Here is a 17161-nt window from a genome sequence, read left to right as displayed (position 1 = left end):
AATTTAATCAAAGTATCTTGAACAAAAAAAGAGAATATCAATGACATTCTCTTTTTTAATTTGCTAAACTTTCATCGGTTTTAATCAATGATCATTTTGCGTCCCAATTTTATGTGTGTTTGCGTTTTTGTGTTTGCAAATCTGCAAAAAGGATTTTAGTGAAAAAATACCTATTTCGGGGTATATTCCAACTTTTTTAATACTAAAAATCACTCTTAAAAATGTGTGAAAATAAAATTTTAAAAATGCGTATTTTTGCAGCATGGTAAAAATTGGCAACATAGAACTTCCTGATTTCCCGCTTTTGCTAGCGCCAATGGAAGACGTTTCGGATCCACCTTTTAGAAGACTTTGCAAAATGCATGGTGCAGATTTGATGTATTCAGAATTTATTTCTTCGGAAGGACTCATTCGTGATGCTATAAAAAGCCGAAAAAAACTTGACATTTTCGATTACGAAAGACCTGTCGGTATCCAAATTTTTGGTGGCGACGAGGAAGCAATGGCTATGTCAGCAAGAATTGTAGAAACTGTAAATCCAGATATTGTTGACATCAACTTTGGCTGTCCTGTTAAAAAAGTCGTTTGCAAAGGTGCAGGTGCAGGCGTCCTAAAAGATATTGATTTGATGGTACGTTTGACGAAAGCTGTTGTTGACTCAACGCATCTTCCTGTTACCGTAAAGACGCGTTTGGGTTGGGATACGGATAGCATTAATATCGATGAAGTTGCCGAAAGACTACAAGCAACAGGCATCAAAGCCTTGACAATCCACGCAAGAACGCGCGCCCAAATGTACAAAGGCGAAGCGGACTGGCATCATATTTCGAGAATTAAAAACAATCCAAATATTGAAATTCCGATTTTTGGAAATGGTGACATCGACTCGCCTCAAAAAGCTTTGGAATATAAAAATAAATTCGATTGCGATGGTATTATGATCGGTCGTGGCGCCATTGGTTATCCTTGGATTTTTAATGAGATAAAACATTATTTTGAAACTGGTGAAATCTTACCAGAACCAACAATTACAGATCGACTTGAGGCGGTTAAAAACCATGCCGAATGGTCTGTAGAATGGAAAGGCGAACGTCCTGGTCTTATGGAAATGCGGCAACATTACAGCAATTACTTCCGTGGTATTCCGCATTTTAAAGAGTTTAAAACTAAATTTTTACAAGCTGTTACTTTAGAAGAAGTTGAAAACTTGATTGAAGAAACGAAAGAATTTTACGATGCTAAAGTTTTTTAATTATGAGAAAAGAGAGAACATCATAATGTTTTCTCTTTTTTCAGTTTTAAAAGCAATCAGTGCTTATTTCATTAATGCCCAATTTTCATTTCTATCATTTGTTATTTCTAACGAATTCTGTAACATTTCAGGAAAGTTTATACTAATTTTATAGATTCAAAAAAAATCAATAAAAAAGGACAAACTTTCTACGGATGAGAAATCCCTAGCCACGATGGAAGCGGCATCCTTTGGGTTGGAGTGAGGCGGCGGAGCGCAGCGGAGCCGACCGAGCGACAGGCCCAAAGATACAGCGGACAGCGTGATAAAGCTCCTAAAAATAAAATTATGCTAAGAGCAGAACACATCAAAAAAACTTACAACGCCGGAAAAAAAGTTGCTTTGCAAGATTTCAGCATCAACGTTCCTACCGCGAGTATTTATGGACTTTTGGGCCCTAACGGCGCTGGAAAAACCTCCTTTATACGTATCATTAATCAAATTACGCAGCCAGACGAAGGTCAAGTTTGGATCAACGATCAACCGCTCAACCCAAAACACATCAAACAAATTGGCTATATGCCCGAAGAGCGTGGACTTTATAAAAATATGACGGTTGGCGACCAACTTTTGTATTTTGGTGAGCTGAAAGGTATGACGCGTCAAGATGCTATGGAACAAGCAAAATACTGGTTCGCGCAATTGGAAATCGACCAATGGTGGAAGAAAAAACTAAGCGAATTATCGAAAGGTATGGCGCAAAAAATTCAGTTTGTGGTGACGGTTTTGCACCGCCCAAAATTGCTGATTTTGGATGAACCATTTTCTGGTTTTGACCCTGTTAATGCTAATTTGATAAAAGATCAAATCCTAAAACTTAAAGAAAACGGAACCACGATTATTCTATCGACACACCGCATGGAAAGTGTTGAAGAGATGTGCGATTATGTTGCACTAATCAACAATTCTCGCAAAGTCTTGGACGGAAAAGTTTTTGACGTTAGAGAGCAGTTCAAACAAAATATTTTCGCTGTGACTTTATCAGATTTTGATAGTTCGAAATTCGAAAACTTCCGCAACCTGCATCAATTGCAAGATGTTAAAGAAGAAAATGCTTTGGTATCTTTTGATTTTGAAAACGTTGAAAACAGAAATCTTTTGCTTCAAGATTTGATGAACATCGGAAACGTGAGAAGCTTTAACGAAAAAATACCGAGCATGAACGAAGTTTTCATCAACGCTGTGAAATCTAACTAATCTGCATTAATTTTTGATTAAATGAAAAATATTATACTTATCACTAAAAGAGAATACTTGACGCAGGTTAAGAAAAAATCTTTTATTATTCTTACGATTTTGGCGCCTTTGCTAATGATTGGTTTTGGCGTTTTGGTTGCTTTTATGTTCAAAGCTAACGAGTCAGAATATCACTTTAACGTCATCGACAAAAGTGGCATTTTTACTAAGCAACTAAAATCGACTAAAGACATTACTTATACTTTCGTACCCGAATCTACTGAACGTGCACTGACAAGTACCTTGAAGGAAATGGAAGGCATCGACGGATTGTTGATTATTCCGAAAGTTCAGAATCAAAATTTTAATTCGTTGGAAACTTCGACCAAACTTTTGACGAACAAAAAAATCGGAATGGACACCAAATCTTCGATAAACAGTGACCTAAGCGACATTCTAAAAAAAGAGAAAATAAAACAACTTGGACTTTCCGAAACGCAAATCGTAGATCTTAATTCTGGTTTCAAAATTACAACGCAAAATATTGCCGAAAACAACAAACCCGACAATGACATGGCTTTCGGTATCAAAACTGGACTAAGCATGGTTTTGGTGTACGCCACTTTTATGTTCATCATCATCTACGGCGTGCGTGTGATGCGAAGCGTTTTGGAAGAAAAAAACAACCGCGTTGTCGAGATTATCATTTCGTCGGTTAAACCCTTCGAATTGATGATGGGAAAAATAATCGGTGTTACATTGGTTGCTTTAACGCAGTTTATCATTTGGATTGGGATGTTTGTCACTTCGGCTCTTTTCTTAAATACAGGATTTATGGCTATGCAACAAAATATTCCTGCAGAAGCAAGCGAAACCATGAACAAAATGGATATCCAGCAAATTATCGGACAAGTATCGCACACATTATTGGACATGAATTTCGGATTGATTATCGCAGTTTTCATCGTGTTTTTCCTTTGCGGATATATCTTCTACAGTTCGATGTACGCCGCAATTGGTTCTGCCGTTGACAACGAAACCGAAACACAACAATTTACTTTATTTGCAATCATGCCATTGATGTTGGGCATGTACGGAAGCTTCACGATCTTCAACAATCCAGATGGACCTTTAGGTTTTTGGTTATCGATCATTCCGTTCACATCGCCTGTTGCAATGGTTGCAAGAATTCCGTTTGGCGTTCCGATGTGGCAGATTTTATTATCAATTTCATTGCTGATTGCTTCTACTCTTTTCATGGTTTTTGTCGCAGCAAAAATCTACCGAATTGGTATTTTGATGTACGGAAACAAAGCTACAGGCAAAGAACTTTGGAAATGGATTCGCACTAAATAATATTTTGGGCGTGCCCTCAAAACACTACGGCGCGGACGACTTTGTCGTCCGCGCCGTAGTGTTTTGAGGTCGGTCTGCGCGCAGTCGCTGTTATGTTCGGACGGCTCCGCTACGCTCCGCCACCTCACATCACGAGCTCCAACAATGCGCTTCGCCCTCACGCAAGGACGTGAGAGTTGACTATTTTTTCAAAAGAAGACTTACCCACTCTTCTCTTTGCAACTGTCTTTCTAAAGTTAAATTCTGAGCTTTACAAACTTCCAAAATATCATCAACATCGAAGAAGCAAAGTCCTGACAACAACAGTTCGCCACCATCATTCAAATCTTTAACATAAGTCGGAATATCCGAAATCAAAATATTACGATTGATATTCGCCAAGATAACATCAAATTTTTCTTTACCAAGATTTTCGGCAGTTCCCAATTCAATTTTTAAATCTACATTGTTACGTTCTGCATTTTCGTGAGAGTTTTCTACAGACCATTCGTCGATGTCAATTGCTAAAGTTTCGCCAGCACCTCGTTGTTTAGCAAAAATCGCCAACACCGAAGTTCCACAACCCATATCCAAAACTTTCTTGTCTTTGAAATCCATATCATACATCTGCTGAATCATCAAATGCGTTGTCGCATGATGTCCTGTCCCAAAAGACATTTTTGGCTGAATGATAATTTCGTAAAGAAGATTTTGACTTTCATGGAATTCTGCTCTTATCAACACTTTGTCATCAATATTAATTGGTGTAAAATTTTTTTCCCATTCTTCATTCCAATTAATATTTGGCATTTGTCGGGATTCGTAAGAAATTTCAACATCTGGAGAATTAAGTAAGTTAAGGTCTTTAAGCGCTTCTTCACTATACAAATCCTCTTGGATGTAAGCCAAAATCCCATCATGTTCTTCTGTAAAACTATCGAATCCAATACCGATAAGTTCTGCCATTAATATCTCGCTCCAAGGTTGTACCGGATTTATTTTGAATGTAAATTCTAAGTAAGAAGTCATATTTTTATTTTAATAATGCAAAAATAAGAATTATGCTTTTAAATAAGTTATGAGTTGTAAGTTATAAATCATGAATTTTAATAAAACACAAACATTAAACTTAAAACTCGTAATCTTTAAACTCATCAGAGTTTTAATTAAAAAAAGGAGTTCAGATTTTAATCCAAACTCCTTTTAAAAATTTTTTAAAAAAAACTATTCCACGCCAACAGAGTCGTCACCACGACCATCAGCCACTGCATGTATGTTTTTATTATCGTCCACAAGAATAATTTCTGTTCTTCCAATTTGCTCACGACGTTCGATTTTGTAACCCATTTTTTCTAAAGACTTCACCGTTGTTTCTGGGAAGTTTTTTTCAACAGCCACAGTTTCTGGCAACCATTGGTGATGGAACTTCGGAGCGTTAACTGCAAAGTTGGCATTTAAACCAAAATCTACAACATCTACAATCGCTTGGAAAACCGAGGTTGGAATTGTTGTTCCTCCAGGTGTACCAACAACCATTTTCACTTTATTATCTTTCATCAAAATAGTGGGTGCCATGGAAGATAGCATTCTTTTCCCTGCTTTAATAGCGTTAGCTTCTCCACCAACTGCGCCATACATATTTGGCACGCCTGGCTTTACAGAAAAATCATCCATTTCGTTATTTAAGAAAAAACCAGCACCCGAAACGACTGTTTTACTACCATAAAGTCCATTAAGTGTCGTCGTCACCGAAACCGCGTTTCCTTCTTTATCCAAAATCGAAATATGTGTCGTCTCAGTACTTTCCTTTCCTTGCTTTATGATTTTACCAACTTCACTACTCGGTGTCGCTTGATTCGGATTGTAGGATTTCCAACGGTTTTGCAAATACGCGTCGCTTACTAACTTTGTCGTTTCATCTTTAATAAAATCTGGATCGCCCATATATTCGGCGCGATCCGCATAAGCACGACGCTCAGCCTCAACCATAGGCTGTACAGTCTCTATAGCATTTTGTTGCGGATTTTTAACATCAGCATAACTGTACATTTTTAACATTTGTGCTAACAAAATTCCACCACTTGATGGTAAAGGCATAGTAACAACTTCATGACCTTTGTAGCTAAAAGTCATTGGTTTTCTTTCCTTGGTTTTATAGTTTTTAAGATCGGCTGCAGTAATAATTCCGTTTCCGAGTTTCATCTCGTTAACAATCATTTTGGCTGTTTCACCTTCGTAGAATTCCTTTTCACCATTCTTTTGAATACGTTTCAAGGTTTCTGCCAATTCTTTCTGAACCAAAATATCACCAGCTTTCCATTTTTCATTTTTTATAAAAACGGGGACATTTTTATTATGTTTCGCAAATTCTTCTTTATGCATATTAAGAAGTCCCGCTTCTTGCTCAGTAATTGCAAAACCTTTTTCGGCTAAATCTATTGCTGGTTGAATTAATTTAGCAAAACTTAATTTAGCATAAGGCATCGTCGCAAACATCCCAGAAATACTTCCAGGAATACCAACCGCCAATCTTCCATTCTGTGACAAATCGGTATTTGCATTTCCTTTTTTGTCCCAATACATATCGAATGTAGACTTTGCTGGTGCGGTTTCGCGATAGTCAAGTGCTATTTTTTTCCCATTATTGGTTGTAGCAACTAAAAATCCGCCACCTCCAATGTTACCCGCTTGTGGATAAACTACAGCCAAAGCCAATTGTGTAGCAATAACCGCGTCAAAAGCATTTCCTCCTTCTTTAAGAATTTTAGAACCAGCTTCACTGGCTAAAGGATGCGCCGAAACAATTACACCTTTTCGTTTGACCTTAACTTCTTTAACAATATTAATATCTGTGTATTGCGCCGTAATATTACCAAAAGCCAAAACTGAGGCAAGTGCGAGTAGTTTAATTTTCATAGTATAAATCAATAAAAAAGCAAAGTTAAAGATTAAAATTCGAGTATGTCAACATTCCATAAAAAGATTAAAATTCAATTATTCATGGTACAACTTTAGTAATTTTTTAAAAAATTATCACTCTATTTATATTTTTATTAGTTATATTCACAAAACAAAGATAATATATCAAATTCATCCTATAAGTAATATTAATTCTACATTCTTACTTTATTAAGTTAAAATGTTTATTAATAAACTTTAGCTTTTTTTGAATTTTGAGTTTGTATATTACAAAAAAGGGGAAAACTCAATAACTAAATAAGTTCTTTATGAACAAACTCGACTACGGTAAAAAGGCAGGTTAACCACAAAACTTTAAAATTAAACGAAGTAATTACCGGCTTCGCGTCGTTTTTTTTATTCTATATTAATCTCAAAAACACCTAAAAGTACTGAAATATTCTCTCTGGAAAATTTGGATTTTTTAATTGAATTATAAATGGGATTAATAGAAAATCCTGACGCAGAACGAAAATCTGCAGCTTCCAAAATACTTCTCTCAAAATGAGCGTGATCGAATCGACAATCTGCCAAAATAAGCCTTGAAAGATTAGCTTCTGCAAACTCACACTCGTGGAAATCAACATTTTTAAACTTTGACTTTCGCAAATCGACCTGATAAAAAGAAGAATGATTGAGCACTGAATGCTTGACATCTATCGAAAATCCGAAGTCATAACAATCTTCAAAATGAAGTCCTAACATTTTACACTCCACAAATTCCACATCGCGAAAAGCCGTATCTCCCAACTTCGCAAGACTCCAATTACAATTGACAAAACGACTTTCAGAGAATTTATAGCCTGAAAAATTAAAATCTGAGAAATCACAATTTTCGAATATACATTGGTCAAAATCGCCTTTTTCGATTTCAGAAAAGTTGCTTGGACTAAATTGTTGGTCAAAAAAGGATTTCATAATTAGAATTTAAAAGTTTATTAAAAAAGAAAAGTTTTATTTTCAGTTTTAAATTAGGGACAATATTAAAAAACGGGTAAATTTACAGAATCGATTTTGATGACGAAAAGCGCTTGAATGAAAACCTCGAAAAAAGTTTTAATAATCTCTTATTATTGGCCTCCAGCTGGTGGTCCAGGTGTACAACGTTGGTTAAAGTTTGCGAAATATCTTCCCGATTTTGGTTGGGAACCAATTATCTACACACCCGAAAATCCGAGTTACCCGATTGTTGACGAAACGCTTCTTAAAGAAGTACCTGAAAACATAAAGATTGTTAAAACCAAAATTTGGGAACCTTATCAACTTGCTGAAAAATTCAGTAAAGGCAATAAAAAATATAAAGCTGGACAATTTGATGTTGGTAAAAATCAATCTATGATGTCGAAGCTTTCTATTTTTGTGCGAGGCAATTTTTTTATTCCTGATGCACGAAAATTTTGGGTAAGACCTTCCATAAGTTTTCTAAAAAAATATCTGAAAGAAAAAAACATCGATGTTATTGTGACAACGGGTCCACCACATTCTTTGCATTTAATTGGACTTGGATTAAAAAAAGAAATTCCTAATCTAAAATGGATTGCCGACTTCCGTGATCCTTGGACAGAAATATCTTATTACAAACATCTAAAACTTACAAAATCTTCTGACCAAAAACAGCGCAATCTCGAAAAATTAGTTTTTAAAACAGCTGATTTGACTTTAGCAACAAGTTATAGTGACGCAAAAAATTTCAGAAAGCTGGGCGCCAATTCGGTGTGTATTACCAATGGTTTTGACACAAGTAATTTTGTTGAAGCTGATAAATCAAAAAGCGACAAAGACAAATTCAGTTTGAGTTATGTTGGGGTGTTGGAACAGTTGAGAAATCCAGAAAATCTTTGGAAAGCCATTAATGAACTTCTGGAAGAGCATAAAGATTTTGAAAAAGATTTTGAAATGAAATTTGTTGGTCGTCTCGATGATAAAATTCTTGAAAATCTAAAGGCATCAAAAGTTGGAAAACATTTGCAAATCCTCGGTTATCTTGCTCACGGTGAATCTTATCAGGAAATGCAAAATTCGGATTTGTTATTGATTACTAACTTTCCAAACGATTCGTCAAAAGGTATTATTCCGGGGAAATTGTTTGAATATTTATCGACAGGAAAACCTATTCTTTCTTTTGGTCCAAAAGAGGCTGATGTTTCAAAAATTTTGGAGGAAACGAAGGCTGGAAAACATTTTGATTATTCAGAAATTGAAAGCTTGAAATCTTATATTCTACAAATTTATCAGCTTTGTAAATCTGGAAATAGCAATTCTAAAAACGCCAACATTGACGCTTTTTCACGAAAAAATCTAACAAAAGATTTGGCTGAAAAACTGGATATTTTGGTTACTGAATAATTCTTCTTTGGCATTAAATTTTAAGCTTTCAAAAAAATAAAATTCATTTTTCTAAATTTTCTAATTATCCCGCATCTGCGTGAGGGCGAAGCGCATTGTTGGAGCTCGTGATGTGAGGCGGCGGAGCGCAGCGGAGCCGTCCGAGCATCACAGCGACTGCGCGTAAACCGACCTGAAGCGCGAACGAGGGCGACGCGGAGCGTCGAACCGAGTGAGCGCAAATGGGCACGCCAAAATTTAACTTTTTATTATGAATATAGATTTCTTTTTTGGCACGTTATTTCCTTCTATAGATACAAAATCAAATAGTTAATAATTAAAAAAAATAAATTATGGGATCTAAGAAAAATGGCCTTTTGGCATTGTTAGGATTGGGCGCTTTAGCATATTGGAAGTATAAAAAATCGACGCCAGAAGAGCAACAAGCGGTGAAAGATAAAATCAATACAGCGAAAGATAATTTGACGAAATTCGGCAACGATTTGAAGTCGAAAGCAAATGACGCACTTGATCAAGCAAAAAATAAAACAGGAGAATTGAAGCAAGACGTTGAAAACGCTGCTAAATAATTTTTCTTTCGAGAAGAAGTAAAAAAGACGGCTTATGCCGTCTTTTTTTTGTTATTTAATAAGGTTTTTGACTTGTAAATCTCCAAATCCAAAAACGCCATATTTTAGTTTTACTTCTTTGCAAAGATCTTCAAAGTTTTTATAATTTTCTGAAAGATATTTTAATTCAGATTTTGTTTCGCCAGATTTTAAATCTATAATTGAATCTACTATTAAATGCAACTTTCGAAAGACTTTTGAGTTTTCGGAAGAAAGACTTTTTAATTCTTCTAAATCATTATCTGAAAATGCTTTCCAAAGTTTTTTCGCCAACGCAATATCTCGTTCTGAAATTTCGATCGCAGTTTTAATTTGATTTTCAAAATCTGTTGCTTCAAGATTTGCAAAACCGTCCCAAGATTCTTCTTTTGGAAAAACACGGAAAAGCTTTAAATCTTTTTTGACTTCGCTGAGTAAAAACCAAAAATTGAGTTGACAAAATACATCGTATTCAAACCAAAAATAAATTGCAGAACCTTCTTCGATATTTTCAAACTTTTGAAATTCTGAAAGTACTTTTTCCTGATAGCCTATCTCAGATTCAGCGTAAGTTTGAGCAATAAAATATTGACGGTTTATCCAAAAATTCTCTTATTTAACAGGTCCTTCGATAAGGCATTCTCGCCAAATTATCATTTGAGATTTATCGACAACTTTGTCAAGCGTCGCAGCGAGACAATCGCCGTTAAGAACATGAAAAACCTTTGAATTTGTCATTTATTTTATAATTCAATATTTAAAAAATCATCTTGACGAATAGTTCTTTGCTCGCCGGTCGTAAGATTTTTAATTGTCAAGGTTTGGTTTTCAATTTCTTCTTGACCAAGAAAAACAAGACTCTGAATTCCTTTTTTCTCAGCATAAGTAAATTGTTTTTTTAGTTTTGCAGCGTCTGGATAAAGTTCTGCTGCTATGTTTTTATCTCTAAGTTTAGAAATGATTTTATAGGCTTCAATCGCTTCTGCATCACCGTAATTTGCAAACAAATACTTAACTTGATTGTCATTAAAATTTGGGAATAAATCCAATTCTTCTAAAACCAAATAGATCCTATCCAAACCAAAAGAAATCCCTATTCCAGGCATATCTTTAACGCCAAAAACTTCTGTCAAATTATCGTAACGACCGCCGCCGCCAATAGAACCCATTTCAACGCCATCTGCTTTAACCTCGAAAATTGCGCCTGTATAATAATCTAAACCACGAGCCAAAGTGATGTTAAATACCAAACTTTCTGCTTCAATTCCTAAATCTCTGGCTTTTAAAATGACAAATTCTAACTCGTCAACACCTTGAAGACCAATTTCAATGTTAGCAAAACGTTCTTTTAATTGAAGTAAATTTTCTAAAGCATCGCTTCCTTGTTCAAAAAGGAAATCCAGCTTTGCGATGGCTTCTTGAGAAATATTTTTCTCCTTCATTTCTTTAACCACGCCATCTTTACCGATTTTGTCCAACTTATCTAGAGCTACAGTAAAGTCAATCAATTGATCCGAAATTCCCGCATATTCTGCCAAACCTGAAAGAATTTTACGGTTATTCATGTGGATTGAAACAGGCAAATTAAGATCCGAAAATGATTTAAAATACAACTTCAACAACTCTACTTCTTGCCAAAGACTTGTACTTCCCACAACATCCGCATCACATTGATAAAACTCTCTGTAACGTCCTTTCTGTGGACGATCAGCACGCCAAACGGGTTGAATTTGATAACGCTTGAACGGGAAAGTCAACTGTCCATTATTCATTGCTACAAATCTGGCGAAAGGCACTGTCAAATCATAACGAAGCGCTTTTTCGGAAATCTGAGAAATCAATTTTTGAGAATTTTTCGCACTCCAATCTTCCTCTTTAGTTTTAGAAGCATAATCTCCCGAATTTAGGATTTTAAAAATCAAACGGTCGCCTTCTTCACCATATTTCCCTGTTAAAGTGGCAAGATTTTCAAAACTTGGTGTTTCTAAAGGCTGAAAACCAAATAGTTCAAAATTCTTTTGAAGTTTATTAATGATATATTTTCTACGAAATACTTCTTGCGATGTAAAATCTCTTGTTCCTTTTGCTAAACTCGGTTTCATGCTTTGAAAAATTCTTCTTTTTGATAAAAGCAAAGTTACTAATAATCTAAGAATTTTCAATTTTGATTTTTAACACAGATATTATCAGTTTTAGAACTTATGAGAATAGATTAACTTCATCAAGAATCGTCCAGAAAATCTGCATAAATACTTAGCTTTGTCATCAAAATAATCTCGCAATGAAATACCACACAAGAAAATGGGTAAAACCAGAAGACCTCAACCCAAATCATACACTTTTTGGAGGAAGACTTTTGGAATGGATTGATGAAGAAGCCGCTCTTTATGCTATTATCCAGCTAGAAAATCAAAAAACTGTAACCAAATATATGTCCGAAATTAATTTCGTAAACTCCGCCAAACAAGGCGACATTATCGAAATAGGACTTTTGCCAATCGGATTTGGACACACTTCTCTCACCCTAAAATGTGAAGTCAGAAACAAGATGACACATCAAACCATTATCACCATTGATAAAATTGTGATGGTTGCTTTGGGTGAAAACGGAAAACCAGTCGCTCACGGCAAAACGCAAATCGAATATGTTGATGATCGCTTAAAAAATCAAAATAACACAGAAGATTAGTTCTGTGTTATTTTTTTAAGATCAATTACTTAATAATAGAATCTCTTCAATTCGGATTTCGGTTATTTGTCGTTTTACCCCATCTTTATCTTCGTAATTACGATACATGATTTTGCCTTCAATGGCAATTTCTTTTCCTTTAGGAACATATTTTTCTAAAATGTCAATTATTTTTCCATAACCAACTAAGTTATGCCATTGGGTTTCTTCCACTTTTTCTCCATTTTGGTTAATATAAAAATCAGATGTTGCAAGGCTAACATTTGCTCTTTTTGTACCACTTTCGAAAGTGTGGATTTCTACTTCTTTTCCTGTGCGACCGATAAGTGTCACGCGATTTCTTAAAGACATAATTTTAAAATTTTAATTATACAACTAGATTCTGGTCGTCATTTCTTTTCCTGAATCTCTGTGACAAAGTTGCGAGAATAAGAAAATATTAGTCGGTTATAAAATATTTAAAATCGTTTGTAGTCGTTTGTAAACGAATAAGTATTTGAAATACAATTTTTTGTAGATTTAGTATTCAAAAACATAAAAATGAAAATTTCTTTTCTAGTAATTATTATTTTAGTTTTTACAAATTTTCACTCTTTTCAGGAAACACAAAAGTTTTTGGATTCTACAACTGTTATTAAAAATAATCACTACAAATTGGATGTTGTACAAAAAAATCTTAATGAAGAGGCTTTGGTTAGTTTTTCATTGTTTAAAAAAATAAATAAAAAATGGATTAAACTTAAAGATTATCGTTTTCAAAAAAAAATTTCGTTCTCTCTGTTGACACAAGTGAAGACCTCAACAATGATGGCTACAAGGATGTCAAGATTTCGTTTGCACAGGCAGCGCGCGGAGCCAATGAAATTAATCGGTTATTTGTTTTTTATCCAAAATCGCAGAAACTTATCGATGAGGAAAACTCTGCGAATTATCCCAATTTGCATTACAACGAGAAAAGAGATTGTGTAACCTCAGACATTTTTTATGATGGAAGCGCAACTTATTTTTTTTAAATTAAGAAAAATATATTAGAACCTTTTCGGAAAAGTTGAATTTTATGATGACAGTATCTCTAGCTACAAGATTGTGAAAGGCAAAGAATTTTTATTAAAAAAACAAGCCTATAAGTCTGATGAGGGCGCGACCTTCTTTTCTAATTTTGATCCAGTTGAGGAATAATTTTTATGACAAATATTTTATTAAAAACATTTTCGGAAGATGATTTTGAATTGCTAAATAATTGGATCACAACTAATGAAGATCTAATGCAACTTGCTGGTTCAGCTTTAGTTTTTCCGTTAACTAAAAAACAATTTATTGAAGATTTAAAACAAGAGAATCGCTATGCTTTTTCAGTTTTTAAAAATGAAAAATTAATAGTTTATGCTCAAATTTTGAAAAAAGAAAACAGCTTTCTTCTTGGCAGAATTTTGATTGGCGAAAAAGAAAATCGCGGACAAGGTTATGGACAGATTATTATTGAAAGACTTTTGGATTTTGATTTTAAAAAATTTAAAAATAAAACCGCCGAACTTAACACGTCTTTGACTGGAATACATCAGCAATAAAATGTTACGAAAAAATAGGTTTTAGAATAAATCTAGACTTAAAAAAAGAAGTCCAAATCAATAAGAAAATTTGGACTTCGGTTAATATGACTATGGGAAAACTAAGTGACTTGCTTATTTCTTAGACAATCTAGTTGAAAAATCGCTAATCACATTTTGATATTTTCTAAGCACACGATCCCAATCACGGAACTGTTCATCTGCCTTTACACTGGTTCCACTAGCACCAGAATATTCGCTATTAAGTTTAACTTTAAAAGTTAATGGATTCGATTTTGATAACTTAACAATAAGCCTAGTACGGATTGTATTTTGTTGAAAGGATTGAATACTCCAAGCTGTTCGCAGATAAGAAGTTTCTTTGTCGCTAACCTCGATTGCGTCAAAATAGTCTGTCACAATTTGGGTAGTCAACTTCCACGCGTCAGAAATTGAAAGGTCTGGATTTACAGCAATTTCGAAATCAATATTAGCCTGATCCGTTTTAATAGATGCTTCTTCGGAGTCATTCGTTTTCATATTGAAAAACAAAGTTTTAGGTGGCTCTGGTCCTGCTTTCTTTCCACAAACGGTGGCTTCATATTTTAAAAATTCTGTTTTCTGCTCCTTAACATTATAACATTCACTTTTATCCACTTTCAAAAGATAAGTTCCGGACCAACCAATTGTCCATTGACAATAATACTAGCATCATTTTCAGATGTCGACACAGTCACTTTTTGAGCTGTTACATTCGTAAAAGCAAAAATTGTACAAAGTAAAAATAGAGTTTTCATAGTTAAATACTTTTTATTGCTCACACAATATTAGACTATGTTTTGGACTTTTTAATACCTAGTTCTAGGTATTTTTACAAAAATTCTGCTTTTTTCAAACTGCTTTTTGACACTATATTTTTCGATAAGAATGCTTTTTTAGTTTTAATGTATTATTAATATTTTTTATTATATTATAAAACTAAAACACTGACTAACAACCACATTATAGATTAAAAAAATCTTTGAAAAAACAAAAAAAACAGAAGCTAAAAATAACTTCTGTTTTTTTATTATTAAATTATTTCAAACCTAACATTTGAGGACCTTGTTCAAAAACAATATCGACAGGAATATTATGTGTTTTTAGCTTGTCAAGATCTTTTTGTAAATCTGCTGGGATAATACCTTTTTCGGCATACAATTTTTTAACGCCGTCATAATCGCCGTTACCTTGTAATGTTAAAACCAGTTCTGAAAGGCCATTCATCGCAGCTTCCATCTTCGGAACATTAACTTTATATCGTCCGTTGGCTGACTTTTCGAAAGCGCCTTTTTCAGCAAAGTAATTAAACGCAATCATATTCGCAGTGCCGTGCGCCGAACTTGCCCCGAATCTCACCGAACGGAAAATCCCAGCTAAAAATGTTACGAAATAATCTTCTTTACTTCCCGACAATTCGCCTTTTTGTAACAGTTGATTAACCATATAAAGTCCTAGGATATCCGCTTTTCCTTCTTCCAAAGCTGAGTTAGCTTCCTTCAATGCTTCGCGAACAGAGCCTCTGCCGTTAACTGTATTTTTAATGCCTAAGCCGTGCGCCACTTCATGGAACATCACGTTAGAAAAGAACGAATCAAATTTGATATTCTTCTGTTGACTTTCATCGATAAGCGAAGTTGCAATCGGAACCAAAATTTTATCAAACTTAGCTTTCATCGCATTTTTAAGTTGCAATCTTCTCGTTCCTTTTTCTAATTGAACTTTCTCATCATTTGGTAAGTTAATAGCAATGGTTTTTCCAGCTGCGTTGCAATCCCCAGCATAAAATACGACATCATAGGCATTAAGATCCGAATCTGTCCCTGGAACTTCCTTCTTATATTCTGCTTTTACAGGAAGATTGGTTTGCAACTCGGGAAGATATTTCACAAACTTCGCCAACTTGTTACTCCACTCCACATCTTTCACCAAAACATAAGCTTCAAAAGATGATTTGTAACCAAACATTTGGTCTTCATAATTTTCGATTGGGCCAATAACCAAATCCAAATTTGAGTTTTTCATGTCCATCCACGCCAAATCGCTCGGATAATAATTGTCCGTCATTAAAGCTTCTGCACGAAGCTTCAAATATTTTTTAAGACCTGCATCTTCCGCGATTGTCGACGCTTCATTCAGATAATTTGCAGCTTCTTGCAATTTAGTTTTAAACTCTACCGAATACGGCACCGCATATAACTTGCCTTTATCATCTCTTTTAACAACAGAATAAGCCGATTTTCCGTCTTTAACATCCGCCTTTTCAAACTCAGCTTTTGTCATGTTAGTTGGATAGTAAGTCGCACCTACTGGCTTTGCACCAACGCCCGCTACGAATGGCTTTTCGTTATTAAGACGATCCCAAGGTCCATAATTAATGATAGCATAATCTTTCGCTTCACCAGATAATTTGGACAACAATTTAGTTTTGTCACCGTAAGCTTGTTGCCAAAACAAATCGTCCATCACTTTTGCAGCTTTGAACATTAATTTCAAAACTTCTTTTTCTTTCGTTGTTAAATGCGAAATATCGGTTGTTAGGTCAACTTTTGCGTATTGTTGAAAAGGATAAGACTCTTGCATTTTTGTAATTTTTGCCTTTGTTTTAGTTGTTTTTTTCTGAGCCGAAAAATTGGTTAACAAACCCGAAACAGCTAATAAGCCAAGTATAATTGTTTTTGATTTCATTAGAATTAATTTGTGTAAATTTAGTTATTAATCTTCGGAGCAAATCTATTTTCTTGTATTAAAACATGATAATTTTGATTTTAAAAGCAGTCAAAACGAGCATTTTTATTGAAGGGAATAGTTTTTGATTCTTCCGAAACTGAATATTAACACCATGCAAACTTGTCCAGAATGTGGCGAAAAAATCGTTGGTCGCTCTGATAAAAAATTTTGTTCTGATGCTTGTCGCAACAGTTACAACAACCGAATCAATAAAGACACGACTAATCTGATGCGAAATATCAATTATCAACTTCGCAAGAATCATCGTATTTTGACAGATTGCAATATTGACGGTAAAACCAAAATTTTAAAATCAAAATTGTTGGCTTTGGGATTCAGTTTCGAGTATTTTACACAGATAGTTGTGTACAAAAACGCTTCGGAATATAGATTTGTCTACGACCAAGGTTACAAATTTTTGGAAGATGATTGGATTTTGCTGGTCAAAAACATTTCGAATTAA

Annotated in this window: 19 protein-coding genes; 9 read left to right on the top strand and 10 right to left on the bottom strand. The window is 34.6% G+C overall.

Annotated features, from left to right (window positions below):
* The first annotated feature begins 262 nt into the window (after nt 1-262).
* From dusB to RT037_RS02565, 3 genes are all read left to right on the top strand, one after another.
* A complete protein-coding gene (dusB, locus tag RT037_RS02575; RefSeq protein WP_313027944.1) occupies nt 263-1252 on the top strand; it encodes a tRNA dihydrouridine synthase DusB in 990 nt (329 codons plus the stop codon).
* Between the two features lie 327 nt (nt 1253-1579).
* Complete coding sequence (locus RT037_RS02570) at nt 1580-2488, top strand: ATP-binding cassette domain-containing protein (RefSeq protein WP_313027942.1); 909 nt, start codon at nt 1580-1582, stop codon at nt 2486-2488.
* 21 nt (nt 2489-2509) lie between these two features.
* On the top strand, nt 2510-3823 hold the full coding sequence (locus RT037_RS02565) for an ABC transporter permease (protein ID WP_313027941.1): 1314 nt from the start codon (nt 2510-2512) through the stop codon (nt 3821-3823).
* A 180-nt stretch (nt 3824-4003) separates the two neighbouring features.
* On the opposite strand, the gene prmA is transcribed toward RT037_RS02565, so the two are convergent.
* From prmA to RT037_RS02550, 3 genes are all read right to left on the bottom strand, one after another.
* Nucleotides 4004-4831: a 50S ribosomal protein L11 methyltransferase gene (prmA, locus tag RT037_RS02560; RefSeq protein ID WP_313027940.1), complete on the bottom strand. Its 828-nt coding sequence runs from the start codon at nt 4829-4831 to the stop codon at nt 4004-4006.
* Between the two features lie 195 nt (nt 4832-5026).
* Nucleotides 5027-6718 (bottom strand): gamma-glutamyltransferase, encoded by a 1692-nt coding sequence (gene ggt, locus RT037_RS02555; RefSeq protein ID WP_313027939.1) that lies wholly within the window; start codon nt 6716-6718, stop codon nt 5027-5029.
* Nucleotides 6719-7117: 399 nt separating this feature from the next.
* Entirely contained in the window at nt 7118-7678 is a 561-nt protein-coding gene (locus tag RT037_RS02550; RefSeq protein ID WP_313027938.1) for a pentapeptide repeat-containing protein, read from the bottom strand.
* A 117-nt stretch (nt 7679-7795) separates the two neighbouring features.
* Between RT037_RS02550 and RT037_RS02545 the strand changes: the two genes are divergently transcribed.
* Entirely contained in the window at nt 7796-9106 is a 1311-nt protein-coding gene (locus RT037_RS02545) for a glycosyltransferase family 4 protein (protein WP_313027937.1), read from the top strand.
* Nucleotides 9107-9438: 332 nt separating this feature from the next.
* Nucleotides 9439-9675 (top strand): YtxH domain-containing protein, encoded by a 237-nt coding sequence (locus RT037_RS02540; protein ID WP_313027936.1) that lies wholly within the window; start codon nt 9439-9441, stop codon nt 9673-9675.
* A 51-nt stretch (nt 9676-9726) separates the two neighbouring features.
* On the opposite strand, the gene RT037_RS02535 is transcribed toward RT037_RS02540, so the two are convergent.
* From RT037_RS02535 to hisS, 3 genes are all read right to left on the bottom strand, one after another.
* Nucleotides 9727-9987 carry a hypothetical protein gene (locus RT037_RS02535; RefSeq protein ID WP_313027934.1) on the bottom strand — a complete coding sequence of 87 codons (261 nt, stop codon included), beginning with the start codon at nt 9985-9987 and terminating at the stop codon, nt 9727-9729.
* 318 nt (nt 9988-10305) lie between these two features.
* On the bottom strand, nt 10306-10431 hold the full coding sequence (locus tag RT037_RS02530) for a hypothetical protein (RefSeq protein ID WP_313027932.1): 126 nt from the start codon (nt 10429-10431) through the stop codon (nt 10306-10308).
* Nucleotides 10432-10436: 5 nt separating this feature from the next.
* Nucleotides 10437-11795, bottom strand: a complete 1359-nt coding sequence (hisS, locus tag RT037_RS02525) for a histidine--tRNA ligase (RefSeq protein ID WP_313027931.1) — start codon at nt 11793-11795, stop codon at nt 10437-10439.
* A gap of 179 nt (nt 11796-11974) precedes the next feature.
* Here hisS and RT037_RS02520 point away from each other — a divergent pair, with 179 nt between their 5' ends.
* Entirely contained in the window at nt 11975-12382 is a 408-nt protein-coding gene (locus RT037_RS02520) for a hotdog domain-containing protein (RefSeq protein WP_312324379.1), read from the top strand.
* A gap of 21 nt (nt 12383-12403) precedes the next feature.
* Here RT037_RS02520 and RT037_RS02515 read toward each other — a convergent pair whose 3' ends face one another.
* The gene (locus RT037_RS02515) at nt 12404-12733 is read right to left on the bottom strand and encodes a single-stranded DNA-binding protein (RefSeq protein WP_079667109.1); all 330 of its coding nucleotides are present in this window, start codon (nt 12731-12733) and stop codon (nt 12404-12406) included.
* Between the two features lie 476 nt (nt 12734-13209).
* On the opposite strand from RT037_RS02515, the gene RT037_RS13820 reads away from it, so the two are divergent.
* Both RT037_RS13820 and RT037_RS02505 read left to right on the top strand, forming a co-directional pair.
* Nucleotides 13210-13395 carry a hypothetical protein gene (locus tag RT037_RS13820; protein ID WP_409456544.1) on the top strand — a complete coding sequence of 62 codons (186 nt, stop codon included), beginning with the start codon at nt 13210-13212 and terminating at the stop codon, nt 13393-13395.
* Between the two features lie 171 nt (nt 13396-13566).
* Nucleotides 13567-13950, top strand: coding sequence for a hypothetical protein (locus tag RT037_RS02505; RefSeq protein WP_312324652.1), 384 nt, complete (start codon nt 13567-13569; stop codon nt 13948-13950).
* A 114-nt stretch (nt 13951-14064) separates the two neighbouring features.
* Here the strand turns inward: RT037_RS02505 and RT037_RS02500 are convergent, their stop codons facing one another.
* From RT037_RS02500 to RT037_RS02490, 3 genes are all read right to left on the bottom strand, one after another.
* On the bottom strand, nt 14065-14586 hold the full coding sequence (locus RT037_RS02500; protein WP_312324651.1) for a hypothetical protein: 522 nt from the start codon (nt 14584-14586) through the stop codon (nt 14065-14067).
* Nucleotides 14587-14588: 2 nt separating this feature from the next.
* Nucleotides 14589-14726 (bottom strand): hypothetical protein, encoded by a 138-nt coding sequence (locus RT037_RS02495; protein ID WP_312324650.1) that lies wholly within the window; start codon nt 14724-14726, stop codon nt 14589-14591.
* Nucleotides 14727-15006: 280 nt separating this feature from the next.
* A complete protein-coding gene (locus RT037_RS02490; protein WP_313027921.1) occupies nt 15007-16656 on the bottom strand; it encodes a dipeptidyl-peptidase 3 family protein in 1650 nt (549 codons plus the stop codon).
* A 154-nt stretch (nt 16657-16810) separates the two neighbouring features.
* On the opposite strand from RT037_RS02490, the gene RT037_RS02485 reads away from it, so the two are divergent.
* The gene (locus tag RT037_RS02485; RefSeq protein WP_312324683.1) at nt 16811-17161 is read left to right on the top strand and encodes a hypothetical protein; all 351 of its coding nucleotides are present in this window, start codon (nt 16811-16813) and stop codon (nt 17159-17161) included.

Origin of the sequence: Soonwooa sp., from assembly GCF_032062245.1 — a bacterium.
Lineage (GTDB): Bacteria > Bacteroidota > Bacteroidia > Flavobacteriales > Weeksellaceae > Soonwooa.
Note: the sequence above shows the minus strand (reverse complement) of the source record. Positions and strands in the feature narration are given on the sequence as shown.

What these genes read in the sequence shown, in the direction of transcription:
- dusB (WP_313027944.1), top strand. Translation starts at nt 263, where the DNA reads ATGGTAAAAATTGGCAACATAGAACTTCCTGATTTCCCGCTTTTGCTA.
- RT037_RS02570 (WP_313027942.1), top strand. Translation starts at nt 1,580, where the DNA reads ATGCTAAGAGCAGAACACATCAAAAAAACTTACAACGCCGGAAAAAAA.
- RT037_RS02565 (WP_313027941.1), top strand. Translation starts at nt 2,510, where the DNA reads ATGAAAAATATTATACTTATCACTAAAAGAGAATACTTGACGCAGGTT.
- prmA (WP_313027940.1), bottom strand. Translation starts at nt 4,831, where the DNA reads ATGACTTCTTACTTAGAATTTACATTCAAAATAAATCCGGTACAACCT.
- ggt (WP_313027939.1), bottom strand. Translation starts at nt 6,718, where the DNA reads ATGAAAATTAAACTACTCGCACTTGCCTCAGTTTTGGCTTTTGGTAAT.
- RT037_RS02550 (WP_313027938.1), bottom strand. Translation starts at nt 7,678, where the DNA reads ATGAAATCCTTTTTTGACCAACAATTTAGTCCAAGCAACTTTTCTGAA.
- RT037_RS02545 (WP_313027937.1), top strand. Translation starts at nt 7,796, where the DNA reads ATGAAAACCTCGAAAAAAGTTTTAATAATCTCTTATTATTGGCCTCCA.
- RT037_RS02540 (WP_313027936.1), top strand. Translation starts at nt 9,439, where the DNA reads ATGGGATCTAAGAAAAATGGCCTTTTGGCATTGTTAGGATTGGGCGCT.
- RT037_RS02530 (WP_313027932.1), bottom strand. Translation starts at nt 10,431, where the DNA reads ATGACAAATTCAAAGGTTTTTCATGTTCTTAACGGCGATTGTCTCGCT.
- hisS (WP_313027931.1), bottom strand. Translation starts at nt 11,795, where the DNA reads ATGAAACCGAGTTTAGCAAAAGGAACAAGAGATTTTACATCGCAAGAA.
- RT037_RS02520 (WP_312324379.1), top strand. Translation starts at nt 11,975, where the DNA reads ATGAAATACCACACAAGAAAATGGGTAAAACCAGAAGACCTCAACCCA.
- RT037_RS02515 (WP_079667109.1), bottom strand. Translation starts at nt 12,733, where the DNA reads ATGTCTTTAAGAAATCGCGTGACACTTATCGGTCGCACAGGAAAAGAA.
- RT037_RS02505 (WP_312324652.1), top strand. Translation starts at nt 13,567, where the DNA reads ATGACAAATATTTTATTAAAAACATTTTCGGAAGATGATTTTGAATTG.
- RT037_RS02495 (WP_312324650.1), bottom strand. Translation starts at nt 14,726, where the DNA reads ATGAAAACTCTATTTTTACTTTGTACAATTTTTGCTTTTACGAATGTA.
- RT037_RS02490 (WP_313027921.1), bottom strand. Translation starts at nt 16,656, where the DNA reads ATGAAATCAAAAACAATTATACTTGGCTTATTAGCTGTTTCGGGTTTG.
- RT037_RS02485 (WP_312324683.1), top strand. Translation starts at nt 16,811, where the DNA reads ATGCAAACTTGTCCAGAATGTGGCGAAAAAATCGTTGGTCGCTCTGAT.